Source organism: Streptomyces sp. NPDC020747 (assembly GCF_044334695.1).
Lineage (GTDB): Bacteria > Actinomycetota > Actinomycetes > Streptomycetales > Streptomycetaceae > Streptomyces.
This window is the reverse complement of sequence record NZ_JBIRTJ010000009.1, coordinates 57597-74682: the sequence shown is the minus strand read 5'-3', so window position 1 is coordinate 74682 and position 17086 is coordinate 57597. Positions and strand designations below refer to the sequence as shown.

General features: G+C 72.5%; 15 protein-coding genes. 9 read left to right on the top strand and 6 right to left on the bottom strand.

The window, feature by feature from the left end; translation table 11 throughout:
• Nucleotides 1–49: 49 nt before the first annotated feature.
• The 3 genes from ACH4YP_RS23555 (at nt 50) to fxsA (ending at nt 3706) form a co-directional block, all read left to right on the top strand.
• The gene (locus ACH4YP_RS23555) at nt 50–1675 is read left to right on the top strand and encodes an amidohydrolase (RefSeq protein WP_398492297.1); all 1626 of its coding nucleotides are present in this window, start codon (nt 50–52) and stop codon (nt 1673–1675) included.
• 512 nt (nt 1676–2187) lie between these two features.
• Nucleotides 2188–2955 carry a polyprenol monophosphomannose synthase gene (locus ACH4YP_RS23550; protein ID WP_398492296.1) on the top strand — a complete coding sequence of 256 codons (768 nt, stop codon included), beginning with the start codon at nt 2188–2190 and terminating at the stop codon, nt 2953–2955.
• A gap of 169 nt (nt 2956–3124) precedes the next feature.
• Nucleotides 3125–3706, top strand: coding sequence for an FxsA family membrane protein (fxsA, locus tag ACH4YP_RS23545; protein WP_398492294.1), 582 nt, complete (start codon nt 3125–3127; stop codon nt 3704–3706).
• A 393-nt stretch (nt 3707–4099) separates the two neighbouring features.
• Here the strand turns inward: fxsA and ACH4YP_RS23540 are convergent, their stop codons facing one another.
• The 4 genes from ACH4YP_RS23540 to ACH4YP_RS23525 all read right to left on the bottom strand — a co-directional run bounded on the left by ACH4YP_RS23540 (nt 4100) and on the right by ACH4YP_RS23525 (nt 7729).
• Nucleotides 4100–4474: an RNA polymerase-binding protein RbpA gene (locus ACH4YP_RS23540; protein WP_003977404.1), complete on the bottom strand. Its 375-nt coding sequence runs from the start codon at nt 4472–4474 to the stop codon at nt 4100–4102.
• Between the two features lie 255 nt (nt 4475–4729).
• Entirely contained in the window at nt 4730–6079 is a 1350-nt protein-coding gene (locus ACH4YP_RS23535; RefSeq protein ID WP_398492292.1) for an MFS transporter, read from the bottom strand.
• A gap of 61 nt (nt 6080–6140) precedes the next feature.
• Complete coding sequence (locus ACH4YP_RS23530) at nt 6141–6908, bottom strand: glycerophosphodiester phosphodiesterase (protein ID WP_398492290.1); 768 nt, start codon at nt 6906–6908, stop codon at nt 6141–6143.
• Entirely contained in the window at nt 6905–7729 is an 825-nt protein-coding gene (locus ACH4YP_RS23525; protein ID WP_361065624.1) for a hypothetical protein, read from the bottom strand. The genes ACH4YP_RS23530 and ACH4YP_RS23525 overlap by 4 nt, the downstream gene beginning before the upstream one ends.
• On the opposite strand from ACH4YP_RS23525, the gene ACH4YP_RS23520 reads away from it, so the two are divergent.
• Nucleotides 7728–9227 (top strand): PLP-dependent aminotransferase family protein, encoded by a 1500-nt coding sequence (locus ACH4YP_RS23520; protein WP_398492288.1) that lies wholly within the window; start codon nt 7728–7730, stop codon nt 9225–9227. The two genes, ACH4YP_RS23525 and ACH4YP_RS23520, sit on opposite strands and share 2 nt — an antisense overlap.
• Nucleotides 9228–9383: 156 nt before the next feature.
• Here the strand turns inward: ACH4YP_RS23520 and ACH4YP_RS23515 are convergent, their stop codons facing one another.
• Together ACH4YP_RS23515 and ACH4YP_RS23510 are read right to left on the bottom strand one after the other, a co-directional pair.
• Nucleotides 9384–11006: a hypothetical protein gene (locus ACH4YP_RS23515; protein ID WP_398492286.1), complete on the bottom strand. Its 1623-nt coding sequence runs from the start codon at nt 11004–11006 to the stop codon at nt 9384–9386.
• 37 nt (nt 11007–11043) lie between these two features.
• A complete protein-coding gene (locus ACH4YP_RS23510) occupies nt 11044–11238 on the bottom strand; it encodes a hypothetical protein (RefSeq protein WP_235799508.1) in 195 nt (64 codons plus the stop codon).
• Nucleotides 11239–11556: 318 nt separating this feature from the next.
• Between ACH4YP_RS23510 and ACH4YP_RS23505 the strand changes: the two genes are divergently transcribed.
• The 5 genes from ACH4YP_RS23505 (at nt 11557) to ACH4YP_RS23485 (ending at nt 17063) form a co-directional block, all read left to right on the top strand.
• Nucleotides 11557–11949 (top strand): ankyrin repeat domain-containing protein, encoded by a 393-nt coding sequence (locus ACH4YP_RS23505; protein WP_361065615.1) that lies wholly within the window; start codon nt 11557–11559, stop codon nt 11947–11949.
• Between the two features lie 301 nt (nt 11950–12250).
• A complete protein-coding gene (locus ACH4YP_RS23500; RefSeq protein ID WP_398492284.1) occupies nt 12251–13669 on the top strand; it encodes a HEAT repeat domain-containing protein in 1419 nt (472 codons plus the stop codon).
• 225 nt (nt 13670–13894) lie between these two features.
• Complete coding sequence (locus tag ACH4YP_RS23495; protein WP_361065611.1) at nt 13895–15019, top strand: glycosyltransferase family 1 protein; 1125 nt, start codon at nt 13895–13897, stop codon at nt 15017–15019.
• A complete protein-coding gene (locus ACH4YP_RS23490) occupies nt 15016–16209 on the top strand; it encodes a glycosyltransferase (protein ID WP_398492281.1) in 1194 nt (397 codons plus the stop codon). The genes ACH4YP_RS23495 and ACH4YP_RS23490 overlap by 4 nt, the downstream gene beginning before the upstream one ends.
• Nucleotides 16206–17063 carry an SGNH/GDSL hydrolase family protein gene (locus ACH4YP_RS23485; protein ID WP_398492279.1) on the top strand — a complete coding sequence of 286 codons (858 nt, stop codon included), beginning with the start codon at nt 16206–16208 and terminating at the stop codon, nt 17061–17063. Before ACH4YP_RS23490 ends, ACH4YP_RS23485 begins: the two co-directional genes overlap by 4 nt.
• The last annotated feature ends 23 nt before the right edge of the window (nt 17064–17086 follow it).

The following is a 17086-nucleotide window of genomic DNA, read 5'->3' as shown; positions in this document are numbered from 1 at the left end:
TGGGGCCCCGTGCGCGGGGCGCGTGCGCCGAGGGGCGAGACTGTTCCCCATGAGTGAGAGCACCGCCACCTCCCGAACCGTGCTGCTGCGCGGCGGGGAAGTCCACAGCCCCGCCGACCCGTTCGCCACCGCGATGGTCGTGGAACGCGGGCAGGTCGCCTGGGTCGGCTCCGAGGGCGCGGCCGACGCGTTCTCGGACGGGGTCGACGAGGTGGTGGACCTCGAAGGGGCGCTCGTCACCCCGGCGTTCACCGACGCGCACGTGCACACCACGGCCACCGGACTCGCCCTCACCGGCCTCGACCTCTCCGACACCCGCACCCTCGGCGAGGCGATCGCCCTCGTACGGGACTTCGCGGCGGCCCGTCCCGCCGACCGGGTACTCCTCGGTCATGGCTGGGACGCGTCACGCTGGCCCGAGCGGCGGCATCCGCGGCGGGAGGAGCTGGACGAGGTTACCGGCGGCCGCCCGCTCTACCTCAGTCGGATCGACGTCCACTCGGCCGTCGTCACCACGGCGCTGCTGGACATGGCGCCGGGCGTACGCCGGGCGCAGGGCTTCGAGGACGGCGAACCGCTCACCCGCGACGCCCATCACGCCGTACGCGCCGCCGCGTTCGCAGCCGTGACACCGGAGCAGCGCGCCGACGCCCAGCGCGCCGCGCTGAAGCACGCGGCCTCGCTCGGCATCGGCTCCGTCCACGAGTGCGCGGGCCCGGAGATCTCCTCCGAGGACGACTTCACCGGGCTGCTGAGGCTCGCCGCGGAGCAGACCGGGCCCCGGGTCGTCGGCTACTGGGCCGAACAGGCGGAGGAGGGCGTGGCGAGAGCCCGGGCGCTGGGCGCGGCCGGAGCGGCGGGCGACCTCTTCGTGGACGGCGCCCTCGGCTCGCACACGGCCTGCCTCCACCAGCCGTACGCCGACGCCGGGCACACCGGCACCGCCTACCTGGACGCCGCCGCCGTCGCCGCCCACGTGGTGGCATGCACCGAGGCGGGCCTCCAGGCGGGCTTCCACGCCATCGGGGACGCCGCCGTGACCTCCGTGGTCGACGGAGTCCGCGCAGCCGCCGAGAAGGTCGGCCTGGCCCGCGTACGCGCCGCCAGGCATCGCGTCGAGCACGCCGAGATGCTCACGCCGGAGGCGATCGCCGCCTTCGCCGAACTCGGCCTCACCGCTTCCGTCCAGCCGGCCTTCGACGCGCTGTGGGGCGGCGAGGACGGTATGTACGCCGAGCGCCTCGGCGCCGAGCGGGCCCGGGCGCTCAACCCGTTCGCGGCCCTGCTGCGGGCCGGGGTGCCGCTCGCCTTCGGCTCCGACAGCCCCGTCACACCGCTCGACCCGTGGGGCACCGTCCGCGCCGCGGCCTTCCACCGCACTCCGGAGCACCGGGTGTCCGTGCGCGCCGCGTTCACGGCGCACACGCGGGGCGGCTGGCGGGCGGTCGGACGCGACGACGCGGGCCTCCTGGTACCCGGCGCGCCCGCCGACTACGCCGTGTGGCGCACCGACGAGCTCGTCGTCCAGGCCCCGGACGACCGGGTCGCCCGCTGGTCGACCGACCCGCGCTCCGGCACCCCCGGACTGCCCGACCTCACGCCCGGCGCGCGACTGCCCGTCTGTCTGCGTACGGTCGTGGGCGGACGGACGGTATTCGTACGGCCGGACGAGTGATGTCCCGGGGTGGCGCGGTGTCGATCATGGCCCGGCGCTCCGTCGCGCGACCTGCGTATCCTCCGCGCTGACCAGGCATTTGAGGGAAAAGTCCCAGGTCAAACGACTGTTGACAGCTAGCGGCAGGTGGCCGGTAGGTTCGGCCGGGTCCACCACCGGACGTCCGACCGGTGAACTTCCGCGCAGTCGCCGCAGCGCAGTTGGGTCAGGGATGGTGTGCCGCACCGGTACACCGCCACTGGGAGCCAGGCCCAGCGCCCGCGCCACGGGGCGAGGGAACGTTCCGGCTCGGATGGTGTGACCCGGGTGGGGCCCGGACGCTCAGTAGACAACGGCTTTCGGTCGACCCGCAGCCAGCGGGTCCCAGGTCGGCCCGAAGGGCGCCGGGCCCCGATCCGCAGTCCCACCCCCTTCTGGCCCCTTCCGGGAACTTTCACGTCGGTGTCTCACCGGCCTGAAGAGCGACGCTCGCTATGGTGGAGCCCCTCGCACGGAAGTCTTAAGGGGAAGCTGTGAACGACGGCGGTGGGCGACAGTTCGGTGCGCTCGGCACGACCTTGGTGATCATCCCGACCTTCAACGAGGCGGAGAACATCAAGGCGATCGTCGGCCGTGTGCGGGCCTCCGTGCCCGCGGCGCACGTTCTGATCGCCGACGACAACAGCCCCGACGGCACCGGCAAACTCGCCGACGAACTGACCGTCGAGGACGACCACGTCCACGTGCTGCACCGCAAGGGCAAGGAAGGCCTCGGCGCCGCCTACCTCGCGGGCTTCCGCTGGGGCCTGGAGCACGGGTACGGCGTCCTGGTCGAGATGGACGCCGACGGCTCGCACCAGCCCGAGGAACTGCCCCGGCTGCTCACCGCGCTCAAGGGGGCCGACCTCGTGCTCGGGTCCCGCTGGGTGCCGGGCGGGCGTGTCGTCAACTGGCCCAAGTCCCGTGAGTTCATTTCGCGCGGCGGCAGCCTGTACTCGCGCGTCATGCTCGACGTGCCGATCCGCGACGTCACCGGCGGCTACCGCGCGTTCCGCCGCGAGACCCTGGAGGGCCTCGGCCTCGGCGAGGTCTCCTCGCAGGGCTACTGCTTCCAGGTCGACCTGGCGCGGCGGGCCGTCAAGGCCGGCTATCACGTCGTCGAGGTGCCCATCACCTTCGTCGAGCGCGAACTGGGCGACTCCAAGATGAGCCGCGACATCCTGGTGGAGGCCCTGTGGAGGGTGACCACGTGGGGGGTCGGGGAGCGGGCGGACCGGATTCGCGGGCGTCGGAAGTCCTGAGGCCCGGTTGGTTGTGTGGTCCGGCTGGCCTGTCCGGGCCTGTGGTCCGGTTGCCGTCGTGGTCCGCTTGCCGTCGCGGTCCGGCTGACGGGGCGGGCGGCTCCGCTTCACAGGTGGTGCTGACCTCGCGTTTATCCCGTACTGAGCCGTGCCCAGGCACACTGGACGCATGACGACTGGCGCTTCGACTCCGCCCCACCCCGCACGGCCCCGGCGCTCCGGCCCGCTCAGGTACCTGCCGCTCGGCATCGCCGCATGGCTGGTGCTGGAGATCTGGCTGCTGATCGTGGTGGCGGGCGCCACGAGCGGCTTCATCGTCCTCCTGCTGCTGGTCGCCGGATTCGTCCTCGGTTCCGTGGTCATCAAGCGGGCCGGACGCCGTGCCTTCCGCGCGCTGAGCGAGACGTTGCAGCAACAGCAGAGCGGGGCGCTGCCGCAGGGCGGTACGAATTCCGAGGGCAACGGTCTGATGATGCTGGGCGGCCTGCTGCTGATGCTGCCGGGGCTGATCTCCGACGCGCTCGGGCTGCTGCTGCTGGTTCCGCCGGTTCAGAAGGGGCTGAGCCGGTATGCGGAGCGGACCTTCGAGCGCAAGATGCGGGAGGCCGGCGCCGGGACGCTCGGGGGTGCGTTCCAGCAGGCGCGTATCCATCGGCCCGACGGGAAGGTCGTGCCGGGCGAGGTCATCCGGGACGACGAGCCGCGGGGGCGTCAGGAGGACGCGGGGCCGCGGCCGCCGCTGAACGGCTGACGCCGAGGGGTCTTTCTTCGCCCCCGCCGCCCCTTCCCTCCCCCACTCTCGGCTTCGCTCGAGCGGGGGGACCCCCACCGTCCCTTTTCGGGGGCCGGCCCCCGAACCCCCGCTCCTCAAACGCCGGAGGGGCTGAGATACCTCAGGGGCACGAGATACCTCGGGGACTTGAGATACCTGCCGGCCGAGGTACCTGAGGGGCGCGGGGAACTGCGCGACCAGCCACAGCGAACCCGCACCCAATAGACGAACCCGCATCCTCTCAGCCCGTTCGGCGTTTGAGGACAAGGCGCCCGAAAGTCATCCAAACGCACAAAACCGCAGGCACCGTACCCGAAGGTACGGCACCCGCGGTTGGGTGCGTGCGTGTATGCCGCCCAACCCCCGGAGGGGTTACGCGGACTTGCGGCTGTCCCGAGGGTGGACCGCGATGTTCATGGCTCCGGAGCGAAGTACGGCCAAGCGCTCTTCGAGGACCTCTTCGAGCTCCTCTCGCGTGCGCCGCTCCATCAGCATGTCCCAATGCGTGCGCGCGGGCTTGGCCTTCTTTTCCTCAGGGCCGTCGCCGTCCACCAGGAGTGCCTGGGCCCCGCAGACCTTGCACTCCCACTCCGGCGGGATCTCCGCCTCCACCGAGAAGGGCATCTCGAATCGATGGCCCTTCTCGCATGCGTACTCCACGGCCTGGCGCGGGGCCAGGTCGATGCCGCGGTCCGTCTCGTAGCTGGTCACCACGAGGCGCGTGCCGCGAAGAGCTCGCTCACTCATGAATCGTGCCTCCCGGGCTTGTCGCCCACAGGACAGGTGTCGCTGTCGTCGTCATCCGGTCAACGTCCGGTCGGCGGTAAAGATTCCCGCTCCGGGTCATGCGTCGCCGTCGTAGCCGCCCCTTGTTGTACCCACCTGCGCCCGGTTTGTCACATCTGAACGCAGATGTCACCCAGCGTTTCGGCATCTTTGACGCGCAGTAACGGTACGCCTGGCAGGCCAAACGCGTACACTACCGGCCTTTGGCCTCCGGCGCTAAATCCTGTCCGGAACGGGGTTGCCCGCGTCGCGCACCGCCTGGCGTACCGGAACCCTCGCGAGCAGCACGAATCCCAGCACGAAGAAGATCACGAGCGAGATGATCGCGTCCCGATAACTTCCGGTCAGCTGGTAGGTGAGACCGAACAGAAGCGGGCCGAGCCAGCTCATACCGCGGTCGCTCATCTCGTACGCCGAGAAGTACTCGGCCTCCTTGCCGGGCGGCACCAGATGCGAGAAAAGGGACCGGGACAGCGCCTGGCTGCCGCCGAGGACGAGGCCGATTCCGGCGGCGAGGACGAAGAACCAGACGGGCGCGCCGGCGGGCAGGAAGTAACCGGCGCCCAGCGTCACGGTCCAGGCGATCAGCGAGCCGAGGATGATCCGTTTGGCGCCGTACGTCCGGGCGAGTCGGCCCATCCCGAGCGCCCCGGCCACCGCGAGCAACTGGACCAGCAGCACGGCGACGATCAGCGTCGACTGGTCGAGGCCCAGTTCCTCGGATCCGTACACGGATGCCTGCGAGATGACCGTCTGGATGCCGTCGTTGTAGACCAGATAGGCGAGCAGGAAGGCGAGCGTCAGTGGCTGGCGGCGCATGTCCCGCACGGTCGCCGCCAGCTGCCGCCATCCGTGCGAGGACGTACCCGAGGAGGCCGTCGTGCGGCGGTCGCGCAGCCGCTTGAGCGGGATGAGCGTGAAGGCGCCCCACCAGATGCCCGCCGAGGCGAGGCAGATGCGGACCGCCATCGCCTCGGAGACGCCGAAGGAGTCATGGGCCGTGTAGAGGATCAGGTTCGCGACCAGGACCAGTGAGCCCGACGCGTAACCGAAGGCCCAGCCCCTCGACGAGACGGCGTCGCGCTCGTCCGGCGGGGCGATCTGGGGGAGGTAGGAGTTGTAGAGCACCATCGACACGGCCAGTGAGGCGTTGGCCACAATCAGCAGGAGGCCGCCCAGCAGATAGCGGTCGCCGTCCAGGAAGAACATGCCCGCGGTGGCCGCGGCACCCACGTAGGCGGCGACCGCGAGGAGCGGCTTCTTGCGGCCCGTACGGTCGGCCGCCGCGCCCGCCAGCGGCATCACGAAGATCGACAGGATGACGGACGCCGACACGCAGTACGCGAAGAAGGAACCGGCGCGCAGGGGGATCCCCAGCGGGTGTACGAATCCGTCCGCGTCCGCCGCCGCCTTGGCGACCGATGTCAGATAGGGGCCGAGGAACACGGTGAGCACGCTCGTCGAGTAGACGGAACAGGCCCAGTCGTAGACGTACCAGCCGCGTTGTTCGCGCCGCCGTTCCGCGACCTCGTCGACCGCCTGTTCCCGCACGGTGTCGGTGCCCACCCGTGCCCTCGCTTCCCCGTCGCAGTCCCCGTACGCGGACGCCGCGCGGGGCGCCGGGCCGTCAGACCCAGGTGCCGCGGTCCTCCAGGACCCCGCGCAGCGTCTCGATGTGATCGGTCATGATGCCATCGACTCCCAGGTCCAGGAGCCGGTGCATCCGCTCGGCTTCGTTGACCGTCCAGACGTGGACCTGCAGCCCGCGCGCGTGGGCGGCGCGAACGAAGCGGTGATCGACCACGGGGATGCCCGACTGGGACTCCGGCACCTGGGCGCAGACCGCTGAGCGGCGCAGCGGGGCCGGGATCCCCCACGACCGCAGGCGCAGTCCGAGGACGCCCCGGGTGCCGTACGAGGTGGCCAGGCGCGGACCGGCCAGGCGCTGTGCGCGGGCGACCCGCGCCTCGGAGAAGGAGCCGACGCAGACGCGGTCCCAGGAACCGGTGCGGCGGATCAGGTCGAGAAGGGGATGCAGGGCGGGCTCCGCCTTGATGTCGACGTTCCAGCGGACACCGGGGAACGTCTCCAGCAGCTCCTCGAAGAGGGGGACCGGTTCCGAACCCGCCACGCGCGCGTGGCTCACGTCGTCCCAGGGGAGGTCCGCTATCCGGCCCGCCCCGTCGGTCACCCGGTCCAGCGTCGCGTCGTGGAACGCGACGAGTTCTCCGTCCGCCGTGGCGTGTACATCGGTCTCGATGTATCGGTAGCCGGCCTCGACCGCGCGCCGGAACTGGGCCGCGGTGTTCTCCAGGCCGTCCGCGGCCCCGCCCCGGTGGGCGAAGGCGATCGGGCCGGGATGGTCGAGGTAGAGGTGGCGTATCCGGGTGCTCACCCGCGCAGTATCGCCTGCTCCGGTTGCCCCGCGGCAACGACCGTGCTGCCGTCCGATGATGCCGAGGGGACGGTGAACACGCGCAGGAAGAGCTGGGCCAGCGGGCCGATGGCCACCGCGTACAGGACCGTGCCCACGCCGACCGTGCCGCCGAGGACGAAGCCCGTGGCCACCACGGCCACCTCGATGGCCGTACGCACCAGACGGATCGAGCGGCCGGTCCGCCGATGGAGCCCGGTCATCAGGCCGTCGCGCGGGCCCGGACCGAAACGGGCCGCTATGTAGAGGCCGGTCGCCACGCCGTTGAGGAGGATGCCCGCCACCAGCAAGGGGACGCGGATCTGGAGGGCGTGCGCGTCCGGGACCAGGGCGAGCGTGCCGTCCATGGCGATGCCGACCACGAAGACGTTGGAGACCGTGCCGAGGCCCGGGCGCTGGCGCATCGGGATCCACAGGAGCAGCACCACGGCGCCCACGATGATCGACACGACGCCGATCGTCAGCCCGGTGAGCTCGGCGAGGCCCTGGTGCAGGACGCCCCACGGCTCCAGGCCCAGCCCCGCCTCCACGAGCAGCGCCGAACTCGCTCCGTACAGGGCCAGGCCCACGTACAGCTGGAGCAGCCGGCGAGTGAGGTGCCTCGGGGGCGTGCTCGATGGCGGACCTGACGGCTGGTCCGACGGCCGGTTCGGCGGTCGATCCGATGGTGGAGTGGACAAGATGTGCCCCCTGGTGGTGACAGTGGCCTGACTCGTGCCACTCTGTGGCTTGAGAAGAAACCTCTTCCATGGCCAATTCGGGGAAGGTGGACTGGAAATCATGGCGCAGTGGACCTCGGCGGTGGGTGCCGCTCAGCTCGCGCGGCTGCTCAACTCCCAGCAGGAGCGCCCGGCGGGCCCCGGCACACGCCGCCCGCCCGCCTATCGTGCCCTCGCCGACGGCGTGCGCCTGCTCGTCCTCGAAGGGCGCGTCCCCGTCGCCGCGCGGCTGCCCGCCGAACGCGAACTGGCGCTCTCCCTCTCCGTGAGCCGCACCACAGTGGCTGCCGCCTACGAGGCGCTGCGCGCCGAAGGGTTCCTGGAGTCCCGCAGGGGAGCCGGCAGCTGGACGGCCGTACCGGCCGGGAACCCGCTGCCCGCGCGCGGCCTGGAACCGCTGCCGCCCGAAGCCCTCGGCTCCATGATCGACCTGGGCTGCGCGGCCCTGCCCGCCCCCGAACCATGGCTCACGCGTGCCGTCCAGGGCGCGCTGGAGGAGCTCCCGCCGTACGCCCACACGCACGGCGACTATCCGGCGGGGCTGCCCGCGCTGCGCGAGACGCTGGCCGAGCGGTACACCGCGCGCGGCATCCCGACCATGCCCGAGCAGATCATGGTGACCACCGGGGCCATGGGCGCCATCGACGCCATCTGTCACCTCTTCGCCGGGCGCGGCGAGCGCATCGCCGTCGAGTCCCCCTCGTACGCCAACATCCTCCAGCTGATGCGCGAGGCGGGGGCCCGGCTGGTGCCCGTCGCCATGGCCGAGGGGCTCGCGGGCTGGGACATGGACCGCTGGCGGCAGGTGCTGCGCGACGCGGCGCCCCGGCTCGCCTATGTCGTCGCGGACTTCCACAACCCGACCGGTGCGCTCGCCGACGAGGACCAGCGGCGGCAGCTCGTCGACGCGGCCCGCTCCGCAGGCACGGTGCTGATCGTCGACGAGACCATGAGCGAGCTCCACCTGGACGACGACTTCGAAGTGCCGCGTCCCGTCTGCGGGTTCGACCCGGCCGGGTCCACGGTCATCACCGTCGGCTCGGCCAGCAAGGCGTTCTGGGCGGGGATGCGGATCGGCTGGGTCCGCGCCGCCCCCGACGTGATCCGCAGCCTGGTCGCGGCCCGTGCGTACGCGGATCTCGGCACTCCCGTCCTGGAGCAGCTCGCCGTGAACTGGCTGCTCAGCACCAGTGGCTGGGAGCAGGCCTTGGACATCCGGCGCACCCAGGCCCGCGAGAACCGCGACGCGCTCGTGACGGCCCTGCGCCGCGAACTGCCCGGCTGGGAGTACGACGTGCCGCGCGGCGGGCTCACCCTGTGGGTGCGTACGGGCGGTCTGTCCGGTTCACGGTTGGCCGAGGTCGGCGAGCGGGTGGGCGTGCGTGTGCCCTCCGGGCCCCGCTTCGGAGTCGACGGGGCCTTCGAGGGCTATGTGCGGCTGCCGTTCACCGTCGGTGGCGCGGTGGCCGACGAGGCGGCGACACGCCTGGCCGCGGCCGCCCGCCTGGTGGAGTCGGGAGCGAACGGCGGAACGGACGCGCCACGCACGTTCGTCGCGTGACGCCTCGGGCCGCGCCTGCTGCCGTGACGCCTCGCGCAACCGGCGTCCCCGGGAGGCGCGGCGCTCCGGGCCACTACTACCCGGCCAGGGGCAACGGGCGTGCGAGGAGGGCGGAGCGCCGCGCACTCTCGTGCGTGACGCCCGCCCTCCGCCCGCTCAGCCTTCCGCCGGGACGCCCACCGCACCCGGCGCGGTGAAGCGCACGGGGCTTTCCGGGGCCGCGTCCACGAGGTCTGCCGGTGCCGTGTCCGTCGGCTCGGCGTCCGCCGGAGTCGTGCGCGCCGGCAGCAGACCGACCACCGCCCGACGGTGGGCCTCGCTCGTCGCCTCGTCGTACGGGTCCGGGGTCGCCGGGACCTGGAGGCGGTGGACCGGGCCCGAACCCAGCCGGGCGTAACCGCGGCCGGGCGGCACGTCCGGTGTCGGGGTCGTGGGCGGGGGAGACCCGAGCACCGCTTCGAGCCGGCCGGCGGACGCGGGGCCGAGCACGACACGCGCGCGCGTGTGTCCGCGTACCGCCTCGCTGAGCGAGTCCAGGGCGTCGAACTGCTCGGCCACTACCACCGTCACACCTGCCGCGCGGCCGTGGCGCAGCGGCACCTGGAGGAGGGACTGCGGATCTTGGCGGCCGTCGGCCGCCGCGAGATGACCGAGGACCGTCGGACGGTCGAGGAGGAGCCAGAGGGGACGCCTGGTGTCCTCCGGCGGGGCGTGGCCCGCCTGCCGGGCCTGGTTCGCGGCGATGAGCCGGCGCTCCGTCTCGTGCGCCGCCCACTCCAGGCTCGCCAGCGCGCCCGCCAGGCCGCACTCGATGCCCAGGACGCCGTCGCGGCCGGTCAGACACGCGAACTCGCCGCTGCCGGCGCCCTCGACGATCAGTACGTCACCGTGCTGGAGGGCCTGCAGCGCCATCGAGCGCAGCAGGGTGGTCGTGCCGCTGCCGGGCCCGCCGACCGCGAGCAGATGCGGCTCGGTCGAGCGCGCACCGGTGCGCCAGACGACCGGTGGGGCGTCCCGCCGCTCCTCGCCGAAGGTGAGCGGGAGCGTGCGCTGGACCCCGGCCGGGTCGGTGAAGCCGAGGACGGTCTCACCGGGAGCCGTGACGAATCGCTGGGCGGCGACATCGGTGGGAAGCGGCGGCAGCACCGCGACCGAGAGCTGGTTGCCCTCCTCGTCCCACGCGAAGCGGTACTCGCGCCCGCGGCCCGACTTGGTGTGCAGCAACTGCTCGATACGGGCACGCGCGTCCGCCTCCCCGTCGGTGAAGTACGCGGGGTAGTGGAGCGAGAGCTGCGAGACACGGCCGGTGTCGTCGAACTCGTACGAGGTGAAGGCCTTGTCCCACTCGCCGCCGTGGGCGTAGAGCGGGGCCGGGTCCTCGGGGACCGAGAAGTAGGGGACGAGTGCTTCGTAGAGCGACTCGAGGCGCTTGGTCTGCGCCTCGTCGGGTCCGATCGGCCCGGGCGGGGTGCGGTCCCGGCCGTGCCACGCCGACGCACCCATGAGGGTGACGATGGCGAGCAGCGGCCCGTACGGGACGAGGGCCACGACCAGGACGACCGAAGCCACCAGGAACAGCAGTGGACCGCGCCGGTCCTTCGGGGTGTCCGCCCACTTGCGCCGTCCGGCGGCAGCCAGCCGGCGCAGTCCACGGGTGACCGTGATCAGTGGGTGAAGGACGTCGGTGGCGCTGTCGGCGGCCGTCCGGGCCAGGTCCCGGCTGCGTGCGATCTGCGCGCTGCCGGTACTCAGAATGCGGGGAAGAGGGCGCCGGGCCACTGCTGTCTCCTGGAGGTGCGTGCGAACGGGATGGGTGTCAGAACTTGATCCCGCCGAGCAGCCCGGCGAGGCTCGCGCCGCCTGCCGTGATGCTCGGAGCGATGGCCGTGCCCGCGAGGTAGAACCCGAAGAGGGCGCAGACCATCGCGTGCGAGGCCTTGAGTCCGTCCTTGCGGAAGAAGAGGAAGACGATGATGCCGAGCAGCACCACACCTGAGATGGACAGGATCATGAGAGTTCTCCTGGTCGATGGGGACAGTCACCATGAGTACTTCCAGGCTCACAGGATGTATCCATACGATAAAAGGTGCAACAGAGTGAAATTCCGCTTATTTCACCTTGATGGCTCTGCCTGAAAGGGTCTCCAGGGCGGCCGCTCGACGGTTTGCCGGATTCGTGGTGATCTTTGCCTCGGTCGGGCCCGGTCATGTGCCCGCGAAGCCAGTACGCTGGCGATTCACTCGTACGGCCGCACACCGCTGACGGCCGCACGTTCCCGCAGTCCCGTTCGTTGTCGCATGTGTTGTCGCAGTGAGAGGCGGTCCCGCCGATGAGTGAAGCCCCCGACCCCGAGGTCGTGGAGCTGGCGACCAAGATCTTCGATCTGGCCCGGCGGGGGCAGGCCGAGGCCTTGGTGGCGTATGTGGACGCGGGTGTTCCGGCCAACCTCACCAACGACCGCGGCGACTCGCTCGTGATGCTCGCGGCCTACCACGGCCACGCCGACGCCGTCCGCGCCCTCCTGGAGCGCGGCGCGGAGGCCGACCGCATCAACGACCGGGGCCAGACTCCGCTCGCCGGAGCCGTCTTCAAGGGCGAGGACGCCGTGATCCGGGTCCTCCTCGACGCCGGCGCCGACCCCACCGCGGGCACGCCCTCGGCCGTCGACACGGCTCGGATGTTCGCCAAGGCCGAATTGCTCGAACTGTTCGGCGTGCACTGAACAAGACGCCTTGACCAGGCGAAACAACGATTTTGGGGGAGGCGGTACGGGGCCGCCGGAAATGCGGTCGCGGCAGCGAGAACCGCTGGGTCATCATGACGTCGTGATTCACGTACGCGATGGCTGGGCAGGTGTTGCCGCACCGCGCGGACCGTGAAGCGGCCCGCACGGGCCACCGACGAGAGGCAGAGGAAGATGGTCTACAGCAAGCAGGAAACGGCGGGCGCCCCGACGTGTTGTCACGCGGCCAGGTAAAGCAGGATCCCCGGTTGCGTCGACGCTTGATGTGAGGCTGTTTCCCATGTTCGATCCGGTCATAGCGCCCAGCGGTACGCTGCTCGGCCTGCTCCAGAGGGGCCGCGGCGACGGCACGCTGCACGCGCTCACCGCCCCGCGCGCCGAAGCGCTCGCGGCACTGAGCCAGTGCGTGCTGCGCGACCCCCGCCACGACTGGCAGGTGGAGAACCGCTCCCTCTACTACGCCCGTCTCTTCCTCGACCTGAACGGCGAGCTCGACGAGATCGAGGCACACCTCTTCGACGCGGACGACCTCCTCGACACGGAGGAGTCACGCACGGGCCTCGCACTGGCCGTCCTCGGCCACCTCGCCTCGTACGGCAGGCGGGACGCGCTCGAACTGCTCAGGCGGTACGCCGCCTGCGGCGCCAACTGGGCCTGGGCCCTCGACGAGCTGGCGCTGCGCGACGACGACGCCGGACTGCGAGCCCTCGCGGCCCCCGTCCTCGCCCGGTTCCCCGCGGATCCCGAGGGCGAGGCCGAGCTGGCGGTCGTCGTACGGGACTCCTTCGAACCGCGGCCCTGGCGCCTGTGGGCCGACGATCCCCGCGAATCCATCGGCACGCGCGTGCGTGGTGCCCAAGAGGCCGGCTCCTTCGACCGATGGCAACGGCAGATGCGACCGTCCGGGCCCCGCCCGGGGTGGAGCGTGCGGGCCGTCTTCGAGTGGGCCCAGCAAGGCATCGAACGCGGAGCGGCCCTCCATGTGCCGGCCGCGCGCTGCCTCACCGCCGTCGCCGGACCCGAGGACCGCCCCGAGATCATCGAGGCCGCCCGCTCAGGGGACGACGGCGCGCGCTGCACGGCCCTGCGCTATCTCGCCGACAGCCAGGATCCCGACGTACTCGATCTCGTCGAGGCCGCCCAGGCCGCCGCCTCACGGCTCGTCGTGGACGCCGCCGTGGACGCCTTCGAACGCATGCGGTCCATCGCAGCCGTGGAGCGGGCGCGCGGCTGGGTCCACCGGCCCGACGCCCTCGGAGAGGCCGCCGGGCGCGTCCTGGCCTGCCGGGGCGGCGCACCGGACCGGGAGCTCGTCCTCGGCGCCCTGCGCGAGGCCGTCCGGGGCGACGGGCCGGACGCCCCGACCCTGTGGACCCTCGTCGACGGCGCCGGACGGCTGGGCATCGCCAACGCGGCCCCCGTGCTGCGGCATGTCTACCGGGAGACCGCCTCGTCCCATCTGCGCGGGCGCGCGGCCCGTGCGCTGGCCGCCACCGACCCCTCGTTCCCCGCCGGATTCGCCGTCGAGTGCCTCTGGGACTGCGAGGAGACCACTCGTGAGGTGGCCGCACGGAACGCCGAGACCGGTGACGCACGAGTCGTCGACCAGCTCCGGCGGCTCGCCGCTGATCCGGCCGAGGAGGCCGAGGTACAGACCGCGGTACGCAGCCGCATCGGACCGGACGCGTCCGCCGTGTGAGGCACCTGAGCGGGACAGCGATGTGGGACCGCCGTCAGAGGTGGCGTGTGAGACCGGCGTGTGAGCGTTCCGTCGTCGGCCCGTATCCCGTTGGTACGGGCCCGGACGCCCGAGCGTGACCGGCTTGTGATGCGGGGGCGCGCGGAGCGCAACGCTCACGGGACGTTCCTCGTCCGGAAAGATCCACGTTGACGCGTCCACGTCCGGCCCGACGACAACACGGGTATGCGTGTCGTCATCGTGACCGAATCCTTTCCCCCCGATGTGAACGGCGTGGCCCACTGCGCGCTCCAGACCGCCCGGCATCTCGTCGAGCGCGGTCACGCCCCCATCGTCGTCGCCCCGGCCACCGCTGCCGGGAACGGGCCCGACGCCCTCGCGCCGTGCCCCGTCGTCCGAGTCCCCTCGCTACCGCTCCCCGGCTACCCCCAGGTCCGCGTCGCCCTCCCCAGCCGACGCGTCGCAGCCGCGATCACCGAACACCGCGCCGACATCGTCCACCTGGCCAGCCCCTTCGTCCTCGGCGTCCGTGGCATGACGGCCGCCGCCCGGCTCGGCATCCCCGCCGTCGCCGTCTACCAGACCGACCTCGCCGGCTACGCCCGCACCTACGTGCACGCGGGCGAGGCGGCCGCCTGGCGCCGCATCCGCTCGGTCCACGCCGCCGCCGACATCACCCTCGCCCCGTCCACCCCGGCCCTGCACGACCTGGAGGCACACGGTGTGCCCCGGGTACGGCTGTGGCAGCGTGGCGTGGACACCGTCCGATTCCGGCCGGAACACCGGGACGACGCCCTCCGCCGTGAACTCGCCCCGAACGGCGAGCTGATCATCGGCTACGTGGGCCGTCTCGCCCCCGAGAAGCAGGTCGAACTCCTCGCCGGAGCCTGCGGCCTGGACGGCGTACGCGTGGTCGTCGTCGGCGACGGACCCAGCCAGCCGAGCCTGACGCAGGCCCTGCCGGGGGCCGTCTTCCTGGGGCGCCGCACCGGCGACGAACTCGCCCGGATCTTCGCCTCGCTGGACGTCTTCGTGCACACCGGACCGTTCGAGACCTTCTGCCAGACCGTCCAGGAGGCCATGGCCAGCGGCGTCCCGGTCGTCGCCCCCGCCGCGGGCGGACCGCTCGACCTGGTGGCGCACGGGCGTACGGGACTGCTCGTCCCGCCGCGCGACGAGGCCGCCGTACGGGACGCGGTGTGGTCCCTCGCCGCCGATCCCGCGCTGCGGGCCGCGTACGGCGCCGAGGCGCGGCGGACCGTCGAGGGGCGCACCTGGGCGGCCGTCGGGGACCAGCTCATCGGGCACTACACCGATGTGCTGGCCGGACGGGCGGTGGTCGCGGCATGAGCGGGCCCCTGCGGATCGTCCGGCTAGCCAACTTCGTCGCCCCCGCCTCGGGCGGCCTGCGGACCGCGCTGCGCGAACTGGGCGCCGGCTACCTGGCGGCCGGGCACGAGCCCGTACTGATCGTGCCCGGCGAGCGCGCCTCGGACCGCGAGACCGAACAGGGGAGGGTGATCACGCTGCCGGGCCCGCTGCTGCCCGGCACCGGCGGCTACCGCGTCCTCACCGACAGGCGGCGTGTCGCCGGCCTCCTGGAGGCGCTCGCCCCCGACCGCCTTGAGGTGTCCGACCGTACGACGCTGCGCTGGACCGGCGTCTGGGCGCGGCGCGCTCGGGTGCCCGCCGTGATGGTCTCCCACGAGACCGCCGACGGAGTACTGCGCACCTGGGGCCTCTCCGAGGGCATGGCCCGACGAACCTCCGACGCCCTCAACATCCGTACCGCCCACCACTATTCACGGATCGTGTGCACCACGGAGTTCGCGGAGCGCGAGTTCGTCCGCATCGGTGCCCGCAATGTCGTACGCGCCCCGCTGGGCGTCGACCTGGAGGGCCGGCACCCCGCGCTGCGGGACCCGGGGCTGCGGGCCCGGCACGCGCGCGAGGACGAGGTCCTGCTCGTGATGTGCTCCCGGCTGTCCGTCGAGAAGCGGCCCGGTACGGCGCTCGAAGCCCTGGAGGCGATGCTGCGCCGCGGGCGGCGCGCGGTGCTCGTCGTGGCCGGTGACGGGCCGCTGCGGGCCCGCCTCGAACAGCGGGCGCGCGAAAGGCGGCTGCCGGTCACCTTCCTCGGACACGTCGGCGACCGGGCGCTCCTGAGCGGTCTCCAGGCCTCCGCCGACGTGTGCCTGGCGCCCGGGCCCGCCGAGACCTTCGGACTCGCCGCCCTGGAGGCGATGGCCTGCGGCACGCCCGTCGTCGCCAGCGCCTCCTCCGCACTCTCGGAGGTCGTCGGCTCCGCCGGAGCCACCGCCGCGGACAACGGAGAGGCCTTCGCGGACGAGATACGGGGGCTCCTGGACCGCCCCGAGAATGAGCGGCGGGAGGCCGCACGCACGCGTGCGGCCTGTTTCGGGTGGCCGGCCGCCGTCGAGGGGTTCCTCACCGCCCATGACGCCGAGGTCCGTGTGGGGCGGCCCGAGACGCCCGCGACGGCCTCCGCCGTGGAACGGGCTCGGGAGGGTGTCGGATGAGACCCCTGCGGTTCGTGGCGCTCGGTGACTCCCTCACCGAAGGGGTCGGCGATCCCGTGGGCGAGGAGTGGCGCGGCTGGGCCGCGCTGCTCGCCGCCGGGCTCGCACCGGCCGACGCGCCCGTGGAGTTCGTCAACCTCGCGGTCAGCGGCGCCCAGACGCGTGACGTCCTGGAGCGCCAGACCCCGGCCGCGCTGGCCGAGCGGCCGGACATCGCCTCGGTCGTCATCGGCGTCAACGACACCCTGCGGTGCACCTTCGACATCCACGCCGTCGCCGAACGGCTCGACGAGGTGTACGCCGCGTTCACCGGTCAGGGCGCGATGCTGCTCACCGCCTGTCTGCCCGACCCCGGCGCGATGCTGAGGCTGCCCGGGGCGCTGGCCCGCCCGCTCGCACGGCGTCAGCGGGCCGTGAACGCGGTCGTGCACGCCCTGTCCGAGCGGTACGGGGCGGTGCATCTGCATGCCGCGGAGGGCGACTGGGTCACCGACCGGGCCATGTGGAGCTCGGACCGGCTGCACCCGGGGGAGCGGGGGCATCGGCAGCTCGCGCTCCACTTCCACGCGCTGCTCGCCGAGGCGGGCAGCGCCACGGGGGCCGCGCCTTCCGCCGAGCCCGAGTTTCCCGAGCCCACGCGGTCGGCCGGCCTGTGGTGGCTGGCCACCGCCGGGACCGGGTGGGTGGCTCGCCGCTGCACCGACCTGTTGCCCCAACTCCTGAGTCTGGCCGCGTCCGAGGTTCGTCATCGGGCGAGGGGGACGAGCGCGCGGCTCGACCTCAGTGCGTCTCACGCGGTGGCGGCGGCGTTGGCCGCGTTGTCTGTGAGCGGGGAGCGGCCGGATGTCGCGTAGCGCTCCGCGGGTTGGGCCGTTGT